Here is an 18,904-nt window from a genome sequence, read left to right on the forward strand (position 1 = left end):
GTTAAGCACCTTTTTTGACACTTAACCTTTCCAAGTTTTTAGATTTTATCTTCTAAAATCTTTCTCAGTTTTTCTAAAATCCTATCCCTCCTCCCACTGATTGCTTGATGTGTAACTTTCTCTCTTCTGCTGATTGACCTTAGACTTTCTTCTTTGTAGAAGATGGCTTCCATTAGTTCTCGTTCTTCTTTTGTAAGAGTATTTAATGCTTTATGAAGTTCTTCAATTCGCATTTTTACTTCTACAATTTTTTCTAAGTCTATCTTTTCATCTATGATGTTATCTACAAAGTGTCCATCATGATCCAGTGCCGAAAATGGTATTACATTATGCTTCCAATCTTTTCTTTGGAGATACTTTTCATGCTCTGTTATCTTCCAATAGGCTTTGTAGACTTCTTCACTTACAGGTACGGCTTTGCCTTTTACATAAAGGTAATATTCTTTCTTTGCCACTTAGTCATCCTCCTTTTTAAGTTCTCTGTTTTGGTTTTGAGAATAAAAAAGGAGGACTTCTACACTTTGGCGTAAAAAGTCCTCTCGGCTTAAAAACTAATGTTTTATATAATTTTCTATTTGGTCGTTTCTGGTAAAGTATTATTGCTATGTGTAAGCAATTCCAAGAATAAAAAAGGATAATTATATCGTTCTGTGAAAACCGAAACTATAAGTTTTGACATAATTATCCCTCCATTATTTTCCCTCCTAAGTAAATTTATTATTAAATCACTCCTGCTTTTTCAAAATGCTTTTTGAGTATCTTTGTTGCAACGAATGCTCCTATGCAAGCAAGAACAAATGTTATCAAGGCAAAGCCTACTGCCCATGAAACTTTGAAATAAGATAATGCTTCATTTATTTGTGCTTCACTCATTTTCCATTTTGATGCTCTTTCCACAAAAGAAGCTGTTCCGAATAAAATCACAGGAATTACTGTCCCTAAAAAATCCGCTAATGCAAATATCCCATATCCAATAATCATTCGTCCCTTGCTCTCATAATTTCCTATAATCAAATCACATATAATTCCACCGATTACAGCAAAGACTGCATGAGGCAAATGTCCTCCTGACAATGCAATTAAACCAAGAAGCGTTCCTGATATTGTAAATACGCCCTTCTTTTTAACTTTCAAAGCCATAAGGATATAAACGGTAGCAGCTACCATAAAGCTAACTCCTGAAGCAATAAATCCTCCAATCACTGTTGTTGCCATAGCAAATGCAACCGCCATGTATATGACAATTCCAATTGCATTAAAGATTCCGATTGTAATAAAATCACGACCATTTAATTTGTTTTTCATAAAAGTCCTCCTAATAAATTTTCTGTATTACTATCACAAGAGCAATCATCAAAGCTCCTAATAGTCCAATCAACAAATCCGTTGTTCTAAACCTCAATTTTGTTAATGTAACCCTGTTCTCATCACTATCAAGTCCTCTAATGAGTGCTGAAGCTGACAGTTCATCTGAAATCTTAATCATTCTCATTAAAAGCGGAACAAGCGTATATTCAATATATTTAATTGGATGTAGCAAGGGGAAAAATCTACTTGTTACGATTCCTCGAATCTTCATATTCTCTTTTAATGCCTTGAGTTCTATTTTTATAGTTGGTACAAACCTAAGCAAAACACTAAAAGGTATACCAATGCTTCTTGGTACTTTCATTCTATTTAATGCTTCAAGCATTTCACTTACACTTGTAGTCTTTGTTATATATCCACCAAACATAGCAATTAAGGTCATCCTTGATGCAAAGTAAATAAACATATATATTGCAAATACGATACTTGCTTCACAAAACTTTCCAAGCCATAACTCTATGCAGTATAAAATCACAAAAAACAAAATAAAGCGTAATGCTCTTTTCCACATACTGCTGTATACATACAGAAAAAAGGCAAAGAGAATCAGTCCGAAAAGTAGAATTGTATCGCTTATAAAAAAGCTCGTAAATCCAACAATTGGAAGTAGAGTAAGTTTTATTCTCGGATCGACTGTTTTTCTATCCATCAAGTTATCTACCTCCTCTCATCTTGTCCAATATGAGAATTTTATTACTTTCACTCATATTCAAAACACTTTCTATTTTTCCATCTCCCATTACCCAGAGCTTACTCACTGTGTTCGCTAAAAACTCAAAATCATGACTTATTACCAAAACTGTTATCCCTTTTTTTAATTGTTCTTCAATCAGTTTTGCGACTGAAAGCATTGAGTCTTTATCACAACCTGATGTTGGTTCATCATAGATGAAAACTTTTGCCTGTTTCATCATTCCACAAGCTATTGTCAGTCTTTGTTTTTCTCCTCTTGATAAAGCAAACGGATGCTTATCTATATATTTATCTAAGCCAAGAACATTCAAAATAGACTTTGCCTTTTGGGTATTTTCTTTTTTATCTTTATTTGAAATACCAAGCAGCATTTCATCAAGTACACTTTCCGAAAATAACTGATAGTCTGAATCCTGAAATACAAAATATGACATATCCATTAAATCTTTACGATTCAACTCTTTATCTTTTTCCGCCCATATTTTCCCCTCTTTTATCTTCTCAAGTCCTGAAATTACCCTTGCAAAAGTAGTTTTCCCAGTACCATTTAACCCAATAAGACCAATGGCTTTTCCACACTCCATATTGAAATCAAGATGATTTAAGATGTATTGATTTTGCTTATTTCCAACCTTAGTTGCACTTGGGTAACAAAATTTCAAGCCTTTCCCACTGATACTTTCATCATTTAATTGATATAAATCTTTCTTCTCACTTATCCTGTATTCTTTTAATTCAAGAGTTCTTAGTCCATTATCATCCCAAAACTTCCCTTCAAGATGGATAACTTCTTCCCGACTCAAGTCCTGTGCAATCTCTCCATCTTTAACCAAAAGAAAACGGTCAAATAAAGATTTTACATAGTACAAACGATGTTCAATTAGAACAACAGTTGTTCCCTTTTTCTTTAATTTTTCCAAAATTAAAAATAGGTCAAATGTTGCTTTCATATCCAAATTTGCTGAAGGCTCATCTAAAATTAAAACTTTCGGATTCATTGCATAGATGCTTGCAATAGCTATCTTTTGTTTCTGCCCGCTTGATAATTCAAAAACAGATTTTCCTTTCAGTTCCTCAATATCCAGCTCTGCATATACTTCTTCTACTCTCTGTTTGATTTCATATCTTGATTTGCAGATAGTTTGAAGCCCAAAAGCTATTTCTTCATCTGTCGTTGTCGTGAAAAATTGACTTCTTGGATCTTGAAATACAGTACCTACAATACGCCCTATTTCATGAAGCGATAATTTGCTTATATCTTTTCCGGACGCAAAGGCTTCTCCTTGCATTTTGCCTTTGTAATAATGTGGAATAAGACCATTCATTACACTTCCAAGAGTACTTTTACCACTTCCACTTTTCCCTGAAATTAAAACAAATTCACCTTTTTTAATTTCAAGATTGATATTTTTTAAAGCAGTTCGCCCATCTTCCCATTCATAAGAAACATTTTTTAACAAAATCATGATTATACCTCGTACTGAGCTTTCCATAATTTTGTGTAGTAACCATTTTTCGCAAGAAGTTCACCATGCTTTCCTTTTTCAAGTAAATTTCCTTTTTGAAATACGAGAATTTGGTCAGCTTTTTGAATTGTTTTTAAATGATGAGCCACTACAAGTACAGTTCTATTCTTTGCAAGTTCTGTAATAGCATCCTGTATCAAAGATTCATTTACAGGATCAACATTACTTGTCATTTCATCAAGAATTAAAATCGGTGCATCTTTTAGAAAAGCTCTTGCAATAGATATTCTTTGTCTTTGTCCACCTGATAAAATTCCTCCATTTTCGCCAATATCAGTTTCATAACCTTTTGGTAAACTCATAATGAAATCATGTATTCTTGCTTTCTTTGCAGCTTCAATGATTTCCTCTTTTGTAGCTCCTTTTTTACCTACTCTGATATTTTCTTCAATCGTGTTATCAAACAATTGAACATTCTGCATGACAATGCTAATACGGTCTAAAAGCTCATCATAAGGAATATCCCTTATATCAATTCCTCCGAGTGTAATTTTTCCTTTATGCACATCATAAAATCTTAGAAGTAAGTTGGTTATAGTGGTCTTTCCACTACCTGATTCTCCAACTAAGGCTGTCATTGTTTTTTCAGCAATAGAAAAGCTCAATTTTTCCATTTTAAATTCATCTTTTTCATAGGAAAATCCAATGTTATCAAAAGCTATATCATTATCTTTCGGAACAATTCCATTCACTTTATCCGGGATTACATCTGCATATAAAATTCTTGAAAGTCTTTCGTAACTATCTACCGCCGAAACATAGTTCATATAGTGTTGTTCCATAGAAGCGAACGGCTTATAAAACTCTTTTGAAATTACTGCAAAGATAATAAAATTAAGTACATCAAGACTTCCCTTTATAACAAGTATTGCTCCTGCAATTAAAAGAACTAAATATCCAATATCCAGTAAAAACCCAAATATAGATAGCTGTTTTGCCTTGAATCTTGAAGCTACTTTGCTTGTTTCTCCAAACTTTTTTGTCTTGTTCATAAGCTCATTATCCAAGCTTTTATTGTTTGAAAAACTCTTTAGTACAGGTATTCCTCTAACATATTCAACAAATAAGCTAACCATATCAAGAAGTGCTGAATTATTCTGATTCTCTATTCTTTCAGATTGCTTAATTGTCAGATATAGAAAGACAAGTGCAATCGGAACAGATACAGCCATTAGAATAGCAAGTTTGAAATCAATACTTGCAAGACCGATAAATACGACTGCACCTATCAAAAAATCGCCAAACATTCTCGACCACATGTGTCCTACAACAAGAGACATATTATCAACATCTTTGTGTAAAATTGTATTGATCTCTCCCAGTCTTTCATTGGTATAAAATCCCAAACTGAATTTTTTCAATTTAATAATCATGCGTTCTCTGATTTGCTGAACAATATCAAAACCTGCACTATGCTTTTTCATATCTGCAACCATATTACAAATGCCTTTGAATACTACAAGTAACCCAATTGCAATAAAACCTTTATATAAACTTGCTAAACTCGTCCCATCAAATATCTGAAACAGTATAGAAAATACGATAACAATCATGGCTATGGAGCTTAGTCCATAAAGGGCAAAGAATACACTTGATATAATCAAATCTCTCTTGCCGGTTTTTGTAAGCAGCTTTAACATTTCTCTAAACATTTTCTGTTACCACCTCTTTCAAATTCCATCTATCTACCTTGTTCTGTGCTTCAACCATATCCTTATAGAACTCACATCTTTTCATCAACTCTTCATGGCTTCCTGCATCAAGAACAACACCCTTATCCATAACTATAATTTGGTCTGAATCTCTAATTGTGTTTAGATGATGAGCAATTGTAATAATGGTTTTATCCTTGCTTAAATCGTCAATTGCTTCGCCGATTAGTCTTTCATTTTCACTATCAACAGCTGCCATTGCTTCATCTAATATTAAAATCGGTGCATTTTTCAGTATCATTCTTGCTATGGAGATTCTTTGTTTTTCTCCACCAGATAACTTAACTCCCATTTCACCTACTCGTGTTTCATATCCATTTGGCAATGCTGAAATAAAATCATGGCATCTTGCTTTTTTAGCAGCTTCTATGACTTCTTCTTTTGTTGCATTTAGTTTTCCAATTGCTATATTTTCAAAAATACTTAAATCAAAAAGGATAACTTCTTGTTGCACACTACCAATCAGCATTGAGATATTTTCTTGACTATATTCTTTTATATCTTTTCCATTTATCAGTATTTGTCCTTCATCTGCATCCCAAAATCCCATAAGCAAATTAGATACAGTACTTTTCCCACAACCACTTGCTCCTACAAAGGCGTTCAAACTATTTTTCTTAAAATTCAAATTGATATTTTTAAGCTCAAAGCTATCTTTTCCGTATGCAAAATTCACATCTTTAAATTCTATATTTCCAAATTCTAAACCTTGTTCTGTCTTTTTCTTTGGAAGCGGAACTGTTAAAACTTTTCCAATCGCCTTTAGTGCTTCCTTAAACACAATAGAAAAATGTTGCAATGTAGCCGTCTTACTTATAGATGCAGTAAAAGCAGACGATAAAATAATGGCAAGTATAAAATTAGGGGTTGTAATATTTCCATAGTAAAGAAATATACTTCCCAAAATCATGACAATAACTACTCCAATTTCCATAAATATGTCAATGAGTCCCATTGGAATTGTAATTGCTCCCATGCTCTTTTTAACCCAGTAAATATATTCTCTTGCCGTTTTTAATGTTCTTTCACTAATCTCCTCTTCTTTAGCAAAAGCCTTAATCACAGAAATATTTTTTACATATTCCATTAGCTCTTCTCTCATCTTATTTTCATGGTTAAAGTAAATAGCAAAGTTTTTATCCATTGTTTTCTGTGAAAGAACTTTTACCAAATACATGAGTGGAACTCCAGCAATCATTCCAAGAGCAAGACGCCAATCAACAAAAATCATAGCTACAAAAATAATGGTAGGCAGAAGTGTAACTGCCATTATTTCAGGAAGACCATGGGCAAGGTATACTTCCACTTGCTCTACATCATGTTGAACAATGTTGGTAAGCTCTCCTGTATTATGTTCTTTAAAGAATCCCAAACTTAGTTTTTTCAGATGACCGATAATATCTAACCTAAGTTCTGTTAATTTTTCGTATGCTTTCTCATGGGCAACCTTTGTTGCAAAATAATAAAACACTCCTTTTAATACAAACGATATAAAGATTCCCAAGAATATATACTTTAAATTACCTTCGTTAATATTGTTTGTGATTAAAGAACTAATCAAATATACAAGTAAGATTTGTGGTATCAAATCAAATACTATTTTTAAAGCAAGAAGTGAATTGGATAAACTATTTTTCCCAATCACTTTTTTCCTTAATTCTTTTTCCGGCATGAACAACTCTCCTTTCAAAATTGAATAATATTGAATTTTAATTCAGTATTAAGGTTTAAAGTAAGACTTTGCTGATTACGCAAAGTCTATTTTATCCGATCACTATATTTTTTTAAATTACTGTATCAGCAAATCAAAAATTATAGCACAATCTTTTTCCATTTTCTAATCTTAGTTCTAAACGTTCCAAAAGGGGCAACAGTATTAACATGAATAAACTTATAAACTTCCCATGTCGCTGTTTTAGTAGCTTCATCAGCCCATTTTCTCATATGCGGTTGAAATAATTCTTCTTCACTTAGTGTATCAATCATTGTATAGATAGATATAATATTTTCTTTCAATCGTTTCTTTAATTCTTCTATCGATAAATGAGCATAAGTATCGGTAAACCACTGATATAATTCTCCAAGTTGATTCCATTTAAACATATCCGACGGTGTCTTTACTTCAAAACCGTTTTTCTCATCTTTTTCCCATTTCAAAACTAATGTTGTCCATCCGAGTTGATAAGCAAGATTTTCTGCTGGTGTTCTGTCAACTTCAGGGACTCTCTTATCTTTGAGAGATTCAGGAATAATATCAAATTCAGAAATATACTTTTCAAAACTTTTATTTATCTCAGATTTCAGTTCTTCTTTATCTTTATATATCTTCAAAATATCTCCTCCAAAAATTTAAATTTATCGCATTTAAATATCAAATCAACTTACAATGATTCCACTCCCTTGTAATAACACTTTGCAATAAGTTTTAGCATATCTTTTGCCCACTTTTCACTTTGATAATGCCTTGCTATTTCAAGAAGTCCCTCTGTAAAGTTACTGGCTAAAATATGGGCAAGCATTGGATCATATTCCTGTTTCGATTGTCTTTTTAAACTTACTTCAATATGAACCTGCATTTGCGATATGAGTTTTTGTTTTGCTTCTGTATGCTTTGTACCTGAGCTTTTATCCATTAAAATAATTAACTTCTTACGATCTTTTAAAAGTTCATGAATATAATTTTCTCCAACTTCATCAAACCTTTCAGAAGCAGAACCTTTTTCCAAAGATTCTTCCTCATTAAAAGCTGACTCGAAGTTTATATAAACAGAACTTACTACTGCATCAAACAAAACTGCCTTATTTTTGAAATAGGTATAAATTAGTGCCACAGGAATATCTGCTTCTTTTGCAATTTCTGTTAATTTGGCACCTCTATAATCCTTTTTATAAAATACTTTTTCTGCTGCTTCGAGTATTCTATTTCTAACTTCTTCTTTTAATACTTGTGCCATAGCACACCTCTTTCTATTCCAATACTGAATCTATATTTAATAATAAATTAAAATTCAATATTTGTCAAGATAGATTTAAATATTTGTTTTTATATACTCACTCACCGGTATCCCCACTCTTTTCAAAACCTTTATTTTCTCCTGTTTCTTCTGTTCTCTTCTTGCCTTATATTTATCTTCATACTCTTTCTGTTTTCCACTCGCTTTACGCTTTAGGTAATTTTGATGTAGCTTGTCTTTTCTTTCTTCGATTTTTCTTTCTTCTTCCTCAAGTTTTTGTTTTTTTTCTTCGCTTAACTCCGCCTGTGGTAGTTCGTAATTACCTATGAAATTAAAGTAAATTTCTATCTTTTGCTTTGATGTCTGACTTCCTTTTCTATCTCTTTCATGTACGATAATCTTTTCTACAAACTCATTTATCATTGTAGTTGTAAGTTCATCAAAGTTTTCATAACGACTGATAAGAGATATAAATTTTCTTGCTCTGTCTGTTTCTTTTTCATATCTTGATACCTGCTGCTCTAAATCTTTGATCTCTTTGCTTAAAGTTATCTGCTCTGTTTCATATTGATTGTTTAGTATCTCATATCTGCTATTTGGTATTTTGTTAAGGATCATATCTTCGTAAATTCTGCACATAAGTCGTTCGAGTTCCCTAAGTCTGTTTTGGCTTTCCGTTAATCTTACCTTTTTCTTTTCTATCTCTATTTTTTCTTTTTCTTCCATTTCATTTTGAATGGAACAGATAAAGGCTTCATTATCTTCATCAAGGTATTTTTTAATATCTTTTAGTGTGTCTTGTATTAAATTTAAGACTACTTCCGCTTTTATTCTGTGTGCTGATGGACAAAGCATGCCACAAGGTGTTTTAGTATAGGCACTGCAAGTGTAATAGGGTATATTTTTGTAATTGCTTGTTCTATGAACATACATTTTACTTCCACAATCTGCACAATACATCAGTCCTGTGAGTGGGTGATATTCTCCCCAACCGTCAGGATACCTTTTTACATTTCCTCTTATCCTTTGCACATTGTCAAAGGTTTCTTGATCTATAATTGGCTCGTGTGTATTTTCAAAAATAAGCCAGTTATCCTCGGATACATATTTGCTTTTCTTGTCCTTGAAGTGTTTTCTTGTTTTGAAATTGACTGTATGTCCCAAGTATTCCTGTTTCTTTAAAATGCTTGCTATGGTTGAGCTGCACCAACGATAGGGATGTTCAAAGTTTTTGCTTTGATATAGTCCATAGCCTAATTTCTGTTGATGATAGGCTGGTATATCTACTTTTTCACTCTCCAATATCTTTGCTATTCGATACGGACCATTTCCTTGCATGGTCAGGTTAAATATTCGCCTTACTATCTCTGCTGCTTTTTCATCTACTATCCACTTGTTTTTATCTTTTTCATCTTTGATATAGCCATAAGGCGGTGTACTTGCAGTATGTTTCCCACTTTCGCCTTTTGACCTGAAAGTCGATTGGATTTTTCTTGATGTATCTCTTGCATACCATTCGTTCATGATATTTCTAAAAGGGGTAAAATCATCTTCTCTGTAAAAGCTGTCTACATTGTCATTGATAGCGATTAGTCTTACGCCCTTTTGTCTTAATATCTCCATACATTGACCAACTTTGAGATAATCTCTGCCGAGTCTACTCATATCCTTTACGATGATACAACCGATATTTCCAGTATTTACTCCATTCATCATTTCCATAAAGCCTGGTCTATCAAACTGTGTCCCGCTTATTCCGTCATCTGTAAAATGGATGATGTTGGTTAAATTATTCTTACTTGCATATTCTTCAAGGATTTTCTTTTGATTAACGATTGAGTTACTTTCTCCTTCAAGTTCATCATCTCGACTTAATCTCTCATAGAGTGTTGTTATCTTTTCAAAATTCCTCACTTTTTCCTCCTTCCTCTTAATTTCTTAAATAAAAAAGAATTAAGAAGTACATGTTTCACTAAAACAGTGATTAAGTGTTCTCCTTAATTCTATTACTCCAGCTGCAAGCTTATATTTCTTATATTGCTTAACTGCAAAATGGCTTGGGTCTTTCTTTTCAAGAGCTTCAAATAGCCTATCAATTGGGTTCATATAGGTTTCGTCATCTTCTCTAACTTCACTTGCGTCAATCATATCCAAAAGTGTCTTAAAGTTCTTTTCTTCTTCTGGTGCTTCATAATAGATATAACCGATAAGGGCAGTGTAATATAGCTTCTCAGCCTTTACCCAGAAATCTTCTCCTGCCTTTTCTCCATCTCCCTTGGTGTTAGCGATAATTGTTTGGACAAGTTTTAAAATATCTTTTTCACTTCTCAAATAAGCAAAGGGATTGTACTTCATAGATTTTTTAAAGTTTATTGTGTTTAAAATCTTTTTGTCGTATCCATTTTCATAAAGCATTTTTCCACACTCTAACACAAGTGTGCCTTTTGGGAAGATTTGTCAAGGACATAAACAAAATTTCTTTGAAAAATTTATATCTTTTCTGTTTCTCTCTTGATTAGCTTTAATATTTTATCCTTGTATGTTTCGCCTGTACCTTGCTTAAAATGTAGGTTTACAGTATATTTTGTCTTCCCAATATCCATAACTAACTGTTTATGTGGTGGTACTTGTATTTTTCTTCTTTCTTCTTCCATAAGTTCTCCTTTCCATTTTTAGACAATAAAAAACAGCAAACCATTTTTGATTTACTGTTACTGTGTTAGTTTTTATTAAATTGCTTGATTTTCAAAATTGAAATTTACCTAATGCGTTTCCCAATTTTCATTTTCTTACGCCATTCTGGTGCCAATCCATCATAAGACCAATATTCATCCATATCAACAATCAAATTATCTTCAAGATAGATAAAACTTACTACATGAAAAGACTCACTATTATCTGTTGGAAAAACCCGACAAGCTAAAATAATAGTATCTTCATTTTCTTCAATTCTCTCTATTTCTCCGTTCCAATTTCCGGGATATTCACAATTTGCCCTTATATACTCATCTAAGGTAAAAAACTCATTTGTGCAATGCCATTTTATAACAGCATTCTTTTGAAAATATTTCCTAAGTTCTTCTGCATTTTGTGATAAAACCGTTTTGAAAAATCTATCTATATCCATAGTAATCACCTTAAAACCAATTCACTTTTTCATCTCTAAACAATGGTGTTTCACTCTCTTTGTAAGGATTGTAGTTATTACAATTACAGCCAAACTCTTTCAATACTTTTATCTTATTATCGGCTGTCCAAACAATCAAAGAAATACCGTCAAATTCTTCAACTTTCCCTGTAGAGATACAATTGATGTGAGACCAAAAACAGGAAATTCTCTCTCCTGTTTTTGGTCTCACATCATTTACAAATGTACACTTTCTCAACAAATTATAATTTTCTATTTATCTAATTTTATTATATCGTTTACATTATTGGAGCAAATAATCTTAAAATAGCTTGCCATAGTCCTTTAAATAAACCATTTTTTGCTTCTCTTTCATCTACTTTATGTGATTCTTTAAAGGAATCCTCAAAATCTTTTTTGATATCTTTTATTACATTTGTATCCTTCATATAAATACCACATTCAAAATGTAAATATAAACTTCTATAATCTAAGTTTATTGTTCCTACAGTTGCTATTTCATCATCGGATAAAAATACTTTGCTATGTACAAAACCATTCGTATAAGTATAAATTTTTACTCCACCTTTAATTAATGTATAAAAATAAGAAGAGGTTAAATCATATACAATTCTTTTATCGGGTATTCCAGGAACAACAATTCTGACATCTACTCCTCTTCTTGCAGCTAAGATTAAACTATTTATCATATCTGTATCAATAATTAAATAAGGTGTATAAATATAAACATACTTTTTCGCTTGATTGATAATATTTAGATAAATATCTTCGCCGGTTATAACATCATCTAATGGACTTTCCCCATAAGGTACAACGAAAGCATTTTCCTTATACTTTTCAGTAAAATTATATTTGTATTTATTATAATCATTATCTTCTTTTTTAAATGAATTCCACATTTCTAGAAACATAACAGTAAAATTCCAAACAGCTTCACCTTTTATCCTAATTCCATTATCTTTCCATACTCCTAATTTACTATTTATATTTATATATTCATCTGAAATATTAATTCCACCAGAAAAAACAGTATGTCCATCAATTATCATCATTTTTCTATGATCTCTATTATTCATAATAATACCTGCAAATGGCGATAATTTATTAAATTGCATACATTTTATTCCATATTTCCCCAGTAACTTTGGATAATTACTAGGTAGCATAGCAAAAGAACCCATATCATCATATAATACTCTTACATCTAGTCCTGAATTTGCTTTTTCTTTTAATATATCTAAAATTCCTTGCCACATAGTACCATTATTAATAATGAAATATTCTATAAAAATAAATTTTTTGGCTTTTTTTAGTTCTTCTAACATAACAGGATAAACGTCATCACCAAGAGAATAATAGTTTATCTCATTGTTTTTCGTTACAGGAAATCCTGCAAATTCACTTATATATTTTAATTGTCCTAAATTTTTAGTATCGATTTCTTTTTTTATAAATTCATCTTGTATTAAGTATTTTTGACCATTTTCTATATTTTCATTAATATTCTTTAAAACTTTACTTCTTTTCATATTATTACTAAGTATGATATATAGAAGTGTTCCAATTAATGGAAAAAGCATAATCAGTAATATCCATATTAAATCGCTACTTAATCTTTTACTATACTTGATAATCATTAAAACAATTATAATACTAAGTAAACCATAAACTACATGAATAATACTTATAAATTCTCCAAATTTTAAATATATAAATAATGTTAATAGAATTTGTATTAATAAACCTATTGCTACAACAATTCCTCTTTTTACTGCCATCCACATATTTTTTCTCCTCATACTAATTCATTTTTATATGTAATACTTTTATCTTCTTTATAGATAAACATTAATTTTGAGTTCTTATCTGTTCTTCCTTTATCAAAGGATAACGAATAAGTACATTACTATCTAGATTTTCTTTGTGCATATCAACTGCTGTTATTTGATGATTATCATATGTTGTATAATAATAAATTCCCTTATTTACATTACAGCAAGATGTATAAATTGTTATTTCAAATTTATCATCACCTAAATCACAGCATCCTCTTTGTTGATCAACGCTACCTAAAATGTGAAAAAATTGACTAACACTTGATTTTTCATCTTCTTTAGAAAAAGAATTTAATTTAGTATACGCTACTCTTATGAATCTTGATTGCGATGATAAATCACCTGGTAGACCTATTGCTCCCATTCCTCTACTATATAAACTTAGATCTAATTCTTTACTAAATTTATTCTCTGGAGATTTAGGTGATAAATACATATAATTATTTAAGGCAAACATTTGCTTATCAAAAGATGGATTATTAGTTAATACCCCTACTGGATTATCATATATTTTTATTCCATCAATAACAGACTCTACAGTTATTGATTGTGTGCTATCGGAAATAATCCAATGTAAGCTAGCTAATGGTAATTTATCACTAAATGGAGTATTTAACACATTCATTTTTTCAATCAAATTTCTAGCTTCATTTACATTTGAACATTGGCTTAAAATCCATGGTATCAGTTCAAATTGAGCAACATTATCTTTTCCTTCCTGTTTTTCTTTATAATGAGCATTTCCAACAAAATTTAAACCTGCTATTGCTAACCCTTTTTCGTTTATTGCATCGTAATATAATGGATAATCTTCAGTAACAAATGCCATTCCAATTATCGCATAATGACTCTTAATGTCATCTACTTCTCTAAATTTAAATTCAAAGTTTCTTGGTGTTATTGTTACTTCATCTCCATATGAAAATTCATAATCCAATGTTCTTCCAAAATAAAAATCTTTCGTTTTATAAGTTGCTGCTGTACACATATTCTTTCCCTTCTTTCTAATACTATTTCTTATCTTTTATATAACTCTCTTTAAAATTACTATTTAGTGATTATATTTAATTATACCATTTTTTCACTTAGTTTTATAGGTCTAACTCATTCCTCTTTACCTGTGATAGTTGTTTTTCTTGTTCCTGTAACTGCTCTATACAGGTCTTAACTTTTTCAGCCTGTTCTACTTCTTCTCGTATTTCTAATATTTTACTATATAGGCTCTTTTTATCTTTCTTCAAAGTGGTAAGTTCCGATTTCCATTTGGATATATTTAAGGTCTTACTTTCCCCTAAATGCTCTTTGAGATGTTTCCTTGCACTTTCAAATAGAATAAGCTTCGCCGTATGCTCATTATAAAAATCTTCCTGTTTTATTTTCTTTAACTTTGCATAGGCTTTGTAGATGTCCTTGTACTTCAAATATTTTTCTGACTGGTCGATGAGTTGTGTTTTTTCATCAATCTTTTTCTCGGTATCTTTTAAGGCTCTTGTGGTCTTGTAATTCTTATCTCTTAAAGTAACTATACTTTCTTTCAGTTCAGATAAGGAAATAATGTTTTTCTCTTTTAAGAATTGATAGCTTTCGATGTATTTTTCTAAATCTGTATTATGGTTATCTGCATTTTTACGGATAAGATTTTTAAAAACGGATAGCAAATTTTCTTTGGATGGGAGGGTAGATTTGAGATTATCAGTTTCTGCCTTTTCTTCTTTTCCTATTCCTCTTATCCAATTTAGTAAGGCTTTTATTCTTCTTGCAATCTCTTTTAATATCTTATTCTGATGTTTGATTTCTCGGTTGATATTTCCCCTGTCGGTATTTATGCCTTTCTTTTCCATTTGGGTGGCTGATACGCCTAAATGAATGGTCGGTATTTGTTCTATGCCCTGTCTTTCATAGGAACGGTGATCCACTTTTTCCTGTATGCTATTTTCTTCAAGATATTTATTTGTAATATCTGCCCATGCTTTTCGCCAATGCTCTGCTTTGTCTTGTTCGTTCCAATCTACTGCATTTATTTTCTTTGTTTTGTAGTTGCCATTTTTAAGTTTTACTTTCTCTCCGTTTTCATCAAGGATATATTCCTTTTTTGATTTTGCTCCCCATGTTGTATCTTCGTTTAGCGGTCGCATAGTTAATAGAATATGTGCGTGTGGGTTTCCGTCATTTTTATCATGTAGGGCAATATCGGCACACATACCAACTTTCACAAAATTTTCTTTTACATATTCCCTTACAAGTTCTATCTGTTTTTCCCTGTCTAATTCTTTGGGTAAAGCAATTTCGATTTCTCTTGCAAGCTGTGAGTTTTTACTTTTTTCTATTTTCTCAACACTGTTCCATAATACAGAACGGTTTGAAAATTCTTCAGGTGCATTTTGCGGTAATAGAATTTCGGTATAGGCTATTCCGCCTTTTCTTGTAAAGTCATGGACTATTCCGTCATATTCGTTTTTTATCTTTTCGCCACTACGATAGGCGGAAGCTGCTACTGCACTTTTGCCTTTTCCTCTTGAAATAATCTTTATACTAAGATGATATATCGCCATAAGAAAAAACCTCCTCTCTTTTTTAATGTGGGGACGATGGCGATGATAAAGACTTACTAAAAAAAATCGGATTGCTTTTTATCCGATTTCTTTTGGGAAGTACACAAGGGGTAGGAAATTTATTTCCGTAGGGGAGTGTAGCTCCCCTGTATCAGCGTTAGCTGATATGCTCTCTGCAAGAGCCTTCGGAGAACGCACACACCCTTTAGGGTGTATAAGTGCGCCCTTGTAAACAAGGGACTATTCCTCTATGTCCGTTTCTTCCTCTTGGTTTTCTGTGTTTTGATTTTGATTTTCTTTTCGCTTTTCTATGATTTTTAAGATTTTTTGATTGACTTCTTCTTTGATGTTTGGGAATGTGATTAGCTGATAAAATTCGTCTTTGGTAAAATCCTTGCTTTCAATAAAGATACTTTCAAAGACTGCTCCTTTTTCATAAATCCGTCTATCCCTTTTCTTTCGTTCTTCCTGTTTCTGTTGACTGATGAGCTTTTTTCTTTTGTTTTGTAACTGCTTGATTTCTTCTTCTGTCATTAAAATTTTTTCATCTATGTTTTTCATTTCTGTTTTCCTTTCTTCTGTTTTTGGACAAAGAAAAAACAGTAAACCATTTTTGATTTACTGTTAGTGTGTTATTTTTTATTAAATTGTTAGTTACTTCTTTTTCTTAAAAACCACGACTCCAAAAAATGGACAAATAGCTACCGTTTTTACTAACTCCATATTTGCTTTTTCTGACCAATGTTTCAACTCTTTCATAGAATAGAACCAATTATCCTTGGGACTATTTTCTCTCATATCTTCAACCGTATAAACTTCATTTTCTTTAAGGTATGGTTCTATATAATTTTTATATATTTCTTCAGGCGTGGTTTCTTTTAATAAAAATCTATATACCTTATTAAATAATTCGGTATCCTTTTCTGCGTCAAATAAAAGCATGGTATCGCACAAATAAAAATAACCATCCGTTGTAAGTATCTCTGAAATATTTTCTAACGACTTTTCTTTATAATCCCATGGCACTTGATGGAATGCTAACATACTAATAACTTTATTAACGCTTTGATTGCAATTTAATGCTTCAAAACTTCCTTGAATATATTTTACATTTCCATTACTACGATTTATAGCTTCCTGTAAATTATCTGCATTTGGCTCAATACCAATAACTTCATCTGAAAAATTACTACATACCTTTGAAAAATTTCCCCAACCACAACCTATATCCATTACCTTATCGCTTTTTTTCAATTCAGCTAATTTAAGCATAAGATTAACTAACTCATCTTTACTTTCGTAGGTTTGTCTCCCATCGGGACTAATAAGTTTGTTAATGTATTTATCTAATAATGCTGTCCAATTTTCAGCGATATTCTACCTCCTATTTATATTTTTATTGTCTAAATTACTAAATATTATAGCATTTTTAAGGTGCTTTTTCCATATCAGCTTTCTGTGGAATTTGACAGTTCCCTATAAAGTTAAAATACACATCGACCTGTTGTTTTCTCTCCTTGCCTTTTCTTCCTCCTGTTGCTTCATGGACTACAACTTTTTCTATATACTCATTTATCATTGGTACTGTCAGTTCTTCAATATCGGTATATTTTTCTATCATCTTTAAGAATTTATCAGTATCAACTTTTCTCTGATGATAACTTTCTATTTCATCTTCAAAATACTGTATTTGATTTTCTAAGTCTTGTTGCTCCGTATCATAGGTATTAAATAATCTATCAAAGTGTTTTACAGGAATTTTTCCAAGTGCGTGGTCTTCATATAGCTTTGTAATAAGGGTTGTTAATTCTGCATTTCTTGATGACAGTTTCTCTAACTTTTCTTTATCCCCTTGATACTTTTCTTCTCTTTTTTCATCGGACAATTTGTTCATCACTTTTAGAAATTCTTGTTTATCTTCTTTGGCAAAGTCTGTGATTTCTTTAATTGATTTCAAGAGAATTTCATTCACTGTCTTTACTTTGATGTAGTGCATACTGCAAGTGCCTTTTCTGTGTCTGTAATGTTGGCACACAAAACAATAATCACAATCGTATTTCTTTTCTTTATGTTCTGCCGGCTCTCTGTAACTTAACTTTCCTCCACAATCAGAACAGATTAAAAGTCCTGTAAATGGGTGGGAGGTTGTACCATACTTTGGGCTTCTTCTTACTGTTTTTCTTAACCTTTGAGCATTATTCCATGTTTCTTCGTCAATAATCGCTTCATGGGTGTTTTTGAAGATAATGAGTTCATCTGCTTTCGCCTTTCTGCGTTTCTTGGTTTTGTAGTCTACACTAATTGTCTTTCCCAATACAGTATGTCCCATATATTCTTGCTTTTCTAAGATATAGCTTACTGTGGTTGGTGTCCAAAAATATGGGTCTTCTATTCCTCTTTTCTTGGAGCTGTGGTTATTTTCAGGATAGTGTATTTCTGCATAGGCTGATGGAATAAGGACTTTATCTTTGGTTAGTATATCTGCTATCTGAGTTACTCCATATCCCTCTATTACAAGCCTATAAATGCGTTTTACGACCTTTGAACTCTCTTTATCGACAAGTAGCTCCTGTTTGTTCTTAGGGTTTCTATAATAGCCGTATGGAACGCTGGGTGATACTCTTTTACCCTCTTCCATTCTTGCTCTAAAGATGGATTGTATTTTTCTTGAGGTATCTCTTGCATACCATTCATTCATAATATTTAGAAATGGGGTAAAGTCGCTTTCTGCTTGTTTTTCGCTATCTATTCCGTTATTGATGGCAATAAATCTTACTCCCTTTTCTTTGAAAAGTATTTCGGTATAAAAACCTACTTTGAGGTAATCTCTGCCAAACCTGCTCATATCTTTTACTATCACAGTAGATACTTTGTTTTCTTCTACTGCTTTTATCATCTTTTGAAATCCCTCTCTATCAAAGGTTGTTCCGCTTACTCCATCATCGGTATAGTGATAGATATTTACAAAACCGTTTCTTTTCGCATAGCTTTCAAGCAGCTGTTTTTGATTGGTGATGGAATTGCTTTCTCCTTGCATTTCATCATCACGACTTAAACGCTCATAAAGTGCCGTTTGTCCTGTTCTTTTCGTATTTGACATGAGAATTACCTCCTTT

17 protein-coding genes and 2 pseudogenes are annotated in these 18,904 nt (G+C 31.8%); all 19 read right to left on the bottom strand.

Going from position 1 to position 18,904, the window contains the following annotated elements:
• Positions 1-38: 38 nt before the first annotated feature.
• Positions 39-455 carry a sigma factor-like helix-turn-helix DNA-binding protein gene (locus C8269_RS03825; RefSeq protein ID WP_001074477.1) on the bottom strand — a complete coding sequence of 139 codons (417 nt, stop codon included), beginning with the start codon at positions 453-455 and terminating at the stop codon, positions 39-41.
• Positions 456-720: 265 nt separating this feature from the next.
• Positions 721-1,305 carry an MptD family putative ECF transporter S component gene (locus C8269_RS03830; RefSeq protein WP_000791747.1) on the bottom strand — a complete coding sequence of 195 codons (585 nt, stop codon included), beginning with the start codon at positions 1,303-1,305 and terminating at the stop codon, positions 721-723.
• Between the two features lie 10 nt (positions 1,306-1,315).
• Complete coding sequence (locus C8269_RS03835; RefSeq protein WP_025194627.1) at positions 1,316-2,020, bottom strand: energy-coupling factor transporter transmembrane component T; 705 nt, start codon at positions 2,018-2,020, stop codon at positions 1,316-1,318.
• A gap of 1 nt (position 2,021) precedes the next feature.
• Positions 2,022-3,527: an ABC transporter ATP-binding protein gene (locus C8269_RS03840; protein ID WP_028078446.1), complete on the bottom strand. Its 1,506-nt coding sequence runs from the start codon at positions 3,525-3,527 to the stop codon at positions 2,022-2,024.
• Between the two features lie 2 nt (positions 3,528-3,529).
• A complete protein-coding gene (locus C8269_RS03845) occupies positions 3,530-5,239 on the bottom strand; it encodes an ABC transporter ATP-binding protein (RefSeq protein ID WP_004837644.1) in 1,710 nt (569 codons plus the stop codon).
• Entirely contained in the window at positions 5,232-6,971 is a 1,740-nt protein-coding gene (locus C8269_RS03850) for an ABC transporter ATP-binding protein (protein ID WP_001114256.1), read from the bottom strand. The genes C8269_RS03845 and C8269_RS03850 overlap by 8 nt, the downstream gene beginning before the upstream one ends.
• Before the next feature lie 140 nt (positions 6,972-7,111).
• The gene (locus C8269_RS03855; protein WP_000708365.1) at positions 7,112-7,630 is read right to left on the bottom strand and encodes a ClbS/DfsB family four-helix bundle protein; all 519 of its coding nucleotides are present in this window, start codon (positions 7,628-7,630) and stop codon (positions 7,112-7,114) included.
• A gap of 50 nt (positions 7,631-7,680) precedes the next feature.
• Positions 7,681-8,253 (bottom strand): TetR/AcrR family transcriptional regulator, encoded by a 573-nt coding sequence (locus C8269_RS03860; protein WP_000079884.1) that lies wholly within the window; start codon positions 8,251-8,253, stop codon positions 7,681-7,683.
• 75 nt (positions 8,254-8,328) lie between these two features.
• Positions 8,329-10,167, bottom strand: a complete 1,839-nt coding sequence (locus tag C8269_RS03865) for a recombinase family protein (protein ID WP_106460500.1) — start codon at positions 10,165-10,167, stop codon at positions 8,329-8,331.
• Positions 10,168-10,263: 96 nt separating this feature from the next.
• Positions 10,264-10,701: pseudogene (locus C8269_RS03870) on the bottom strand (type IV secretory system conjugative DNA transfer family protein); the annotation flags it as partial.
• Positions 10,702-10,742: 41 nt separating this feature from the next.
• Complete coding sequence (locus C8269_RS03875; protein ID WP_070606374.1) at positions 10,743-10,907, bottom strand: transposon-encoded TnpW family protein; 165 nt, start codon at positions 10,905-10,907, stop codon at positions 10,743-10,745.
• A gap of 104 nt (positions 10,908-11,011) precedes the next feature.
• Complete coding sequence (locus tag C8269_RS03880; protein WP_070606376.1) at positions 11,012-11,380, bottom strand: nuclear transport factor 2 family protein; 369 nt, start codon at positions 11,378-11,380, stop codon at positions 11,012-11,014.
• A 10-nt stretch (positions 11,381-11,390) separates the two neighbouring features.
• Positions 11,391-11,555: pseudogene (locus C8269_RS03885) on the bottom strand (nuclear transport factor 2 family protein); the annotation flags it as partial.
• Between the two features lie 124 nt (positions 11,556-11,679).
• Positions 11,680-13,179: a cardiolipin synthase gene (gene cls / locus C8269_RS03890; protein ID WP_199792156.1), complete on the bottom strand. Its 1,500-nt coding sequence runs from the start codon at positions 13,177-13,179 to the stop codon at positions 11,680-11,682.
• Positions 13,180-13,249: 70 nt separating this feature from the next.
• On the bottom strand, positions 13,250-14,224 hold the full coding sequence (gene bsh / locus C8269_RS03895) for a choloylglycine hydrolase (RefSeq protein ID WP_070606383.1): 975 nt from the start codon (positions 14,222-14,224) through the stop codon (positions 13,250-13,252).
• A gap of 103 nt (positions 14,225-14,327) precedes the next feature.
• Complete coding sequence (gene mobQ / locus C8269_RS03900; RefSeq protein ID WP_072470438.1) at positions 14,328-15,788, bottom strand: MobQ family relaxase; 1,461 nt, start codon at positions 15,786-15,788, stop codon at positions 14,328-14,330.
• Between the two features lie 240 nt (positions 15,789-16,028).
• Positions 16,029-16,349 (bottom strand): DUF3847 domain-containing protein, encoded by a 321-nt coding sequence (locus C8269_RS03905; protein ID WP_070606385.1) that lies wholly within the window; start codon positions 16,347-16,349, stop codon positions 16,029-16,031.
• Between the two features lie 93 nt (positions 16,350-16,442).
• Positions 16,443-17,162 carry a class I SAM-dependent methyltransferase gene (locus C8269_RS03915; protein ID WP_270598258.1) on the bottom strand — a complete coding sequence of 240 codons (720 nt, stop codon included), beginning with the start codon at positions 17,160-17,162 and terminating at the stop codon, positions 16,443-16,445.
• A gap of 55 nt (positions 17,163-17,217) precedes the next feature.
• Positions 17,218-18,888, bottom strand: a complete 1,671-nt coding sequence (locus C8269_RS03920) for a recombinase family protein (RefSeq protein WP_101562070.1) — start codon at positions 18,886-18,888, stop codon at positions 17,218-17,220.
• Positions 18,889-18,904 lie beyond the last annotated feature (16 nt).

It is taken from the genome of Anaerococcus sp. Marseille-P3915 (assembly GCF_900258475.1).
In the GTDB taxonomy this organism is placed as follows: Bacteria; Bacillota; Clostridia; order Tissierellales; family Peptoniphilaceae; genus Anaerococcus; species Anaerococcus kampingae.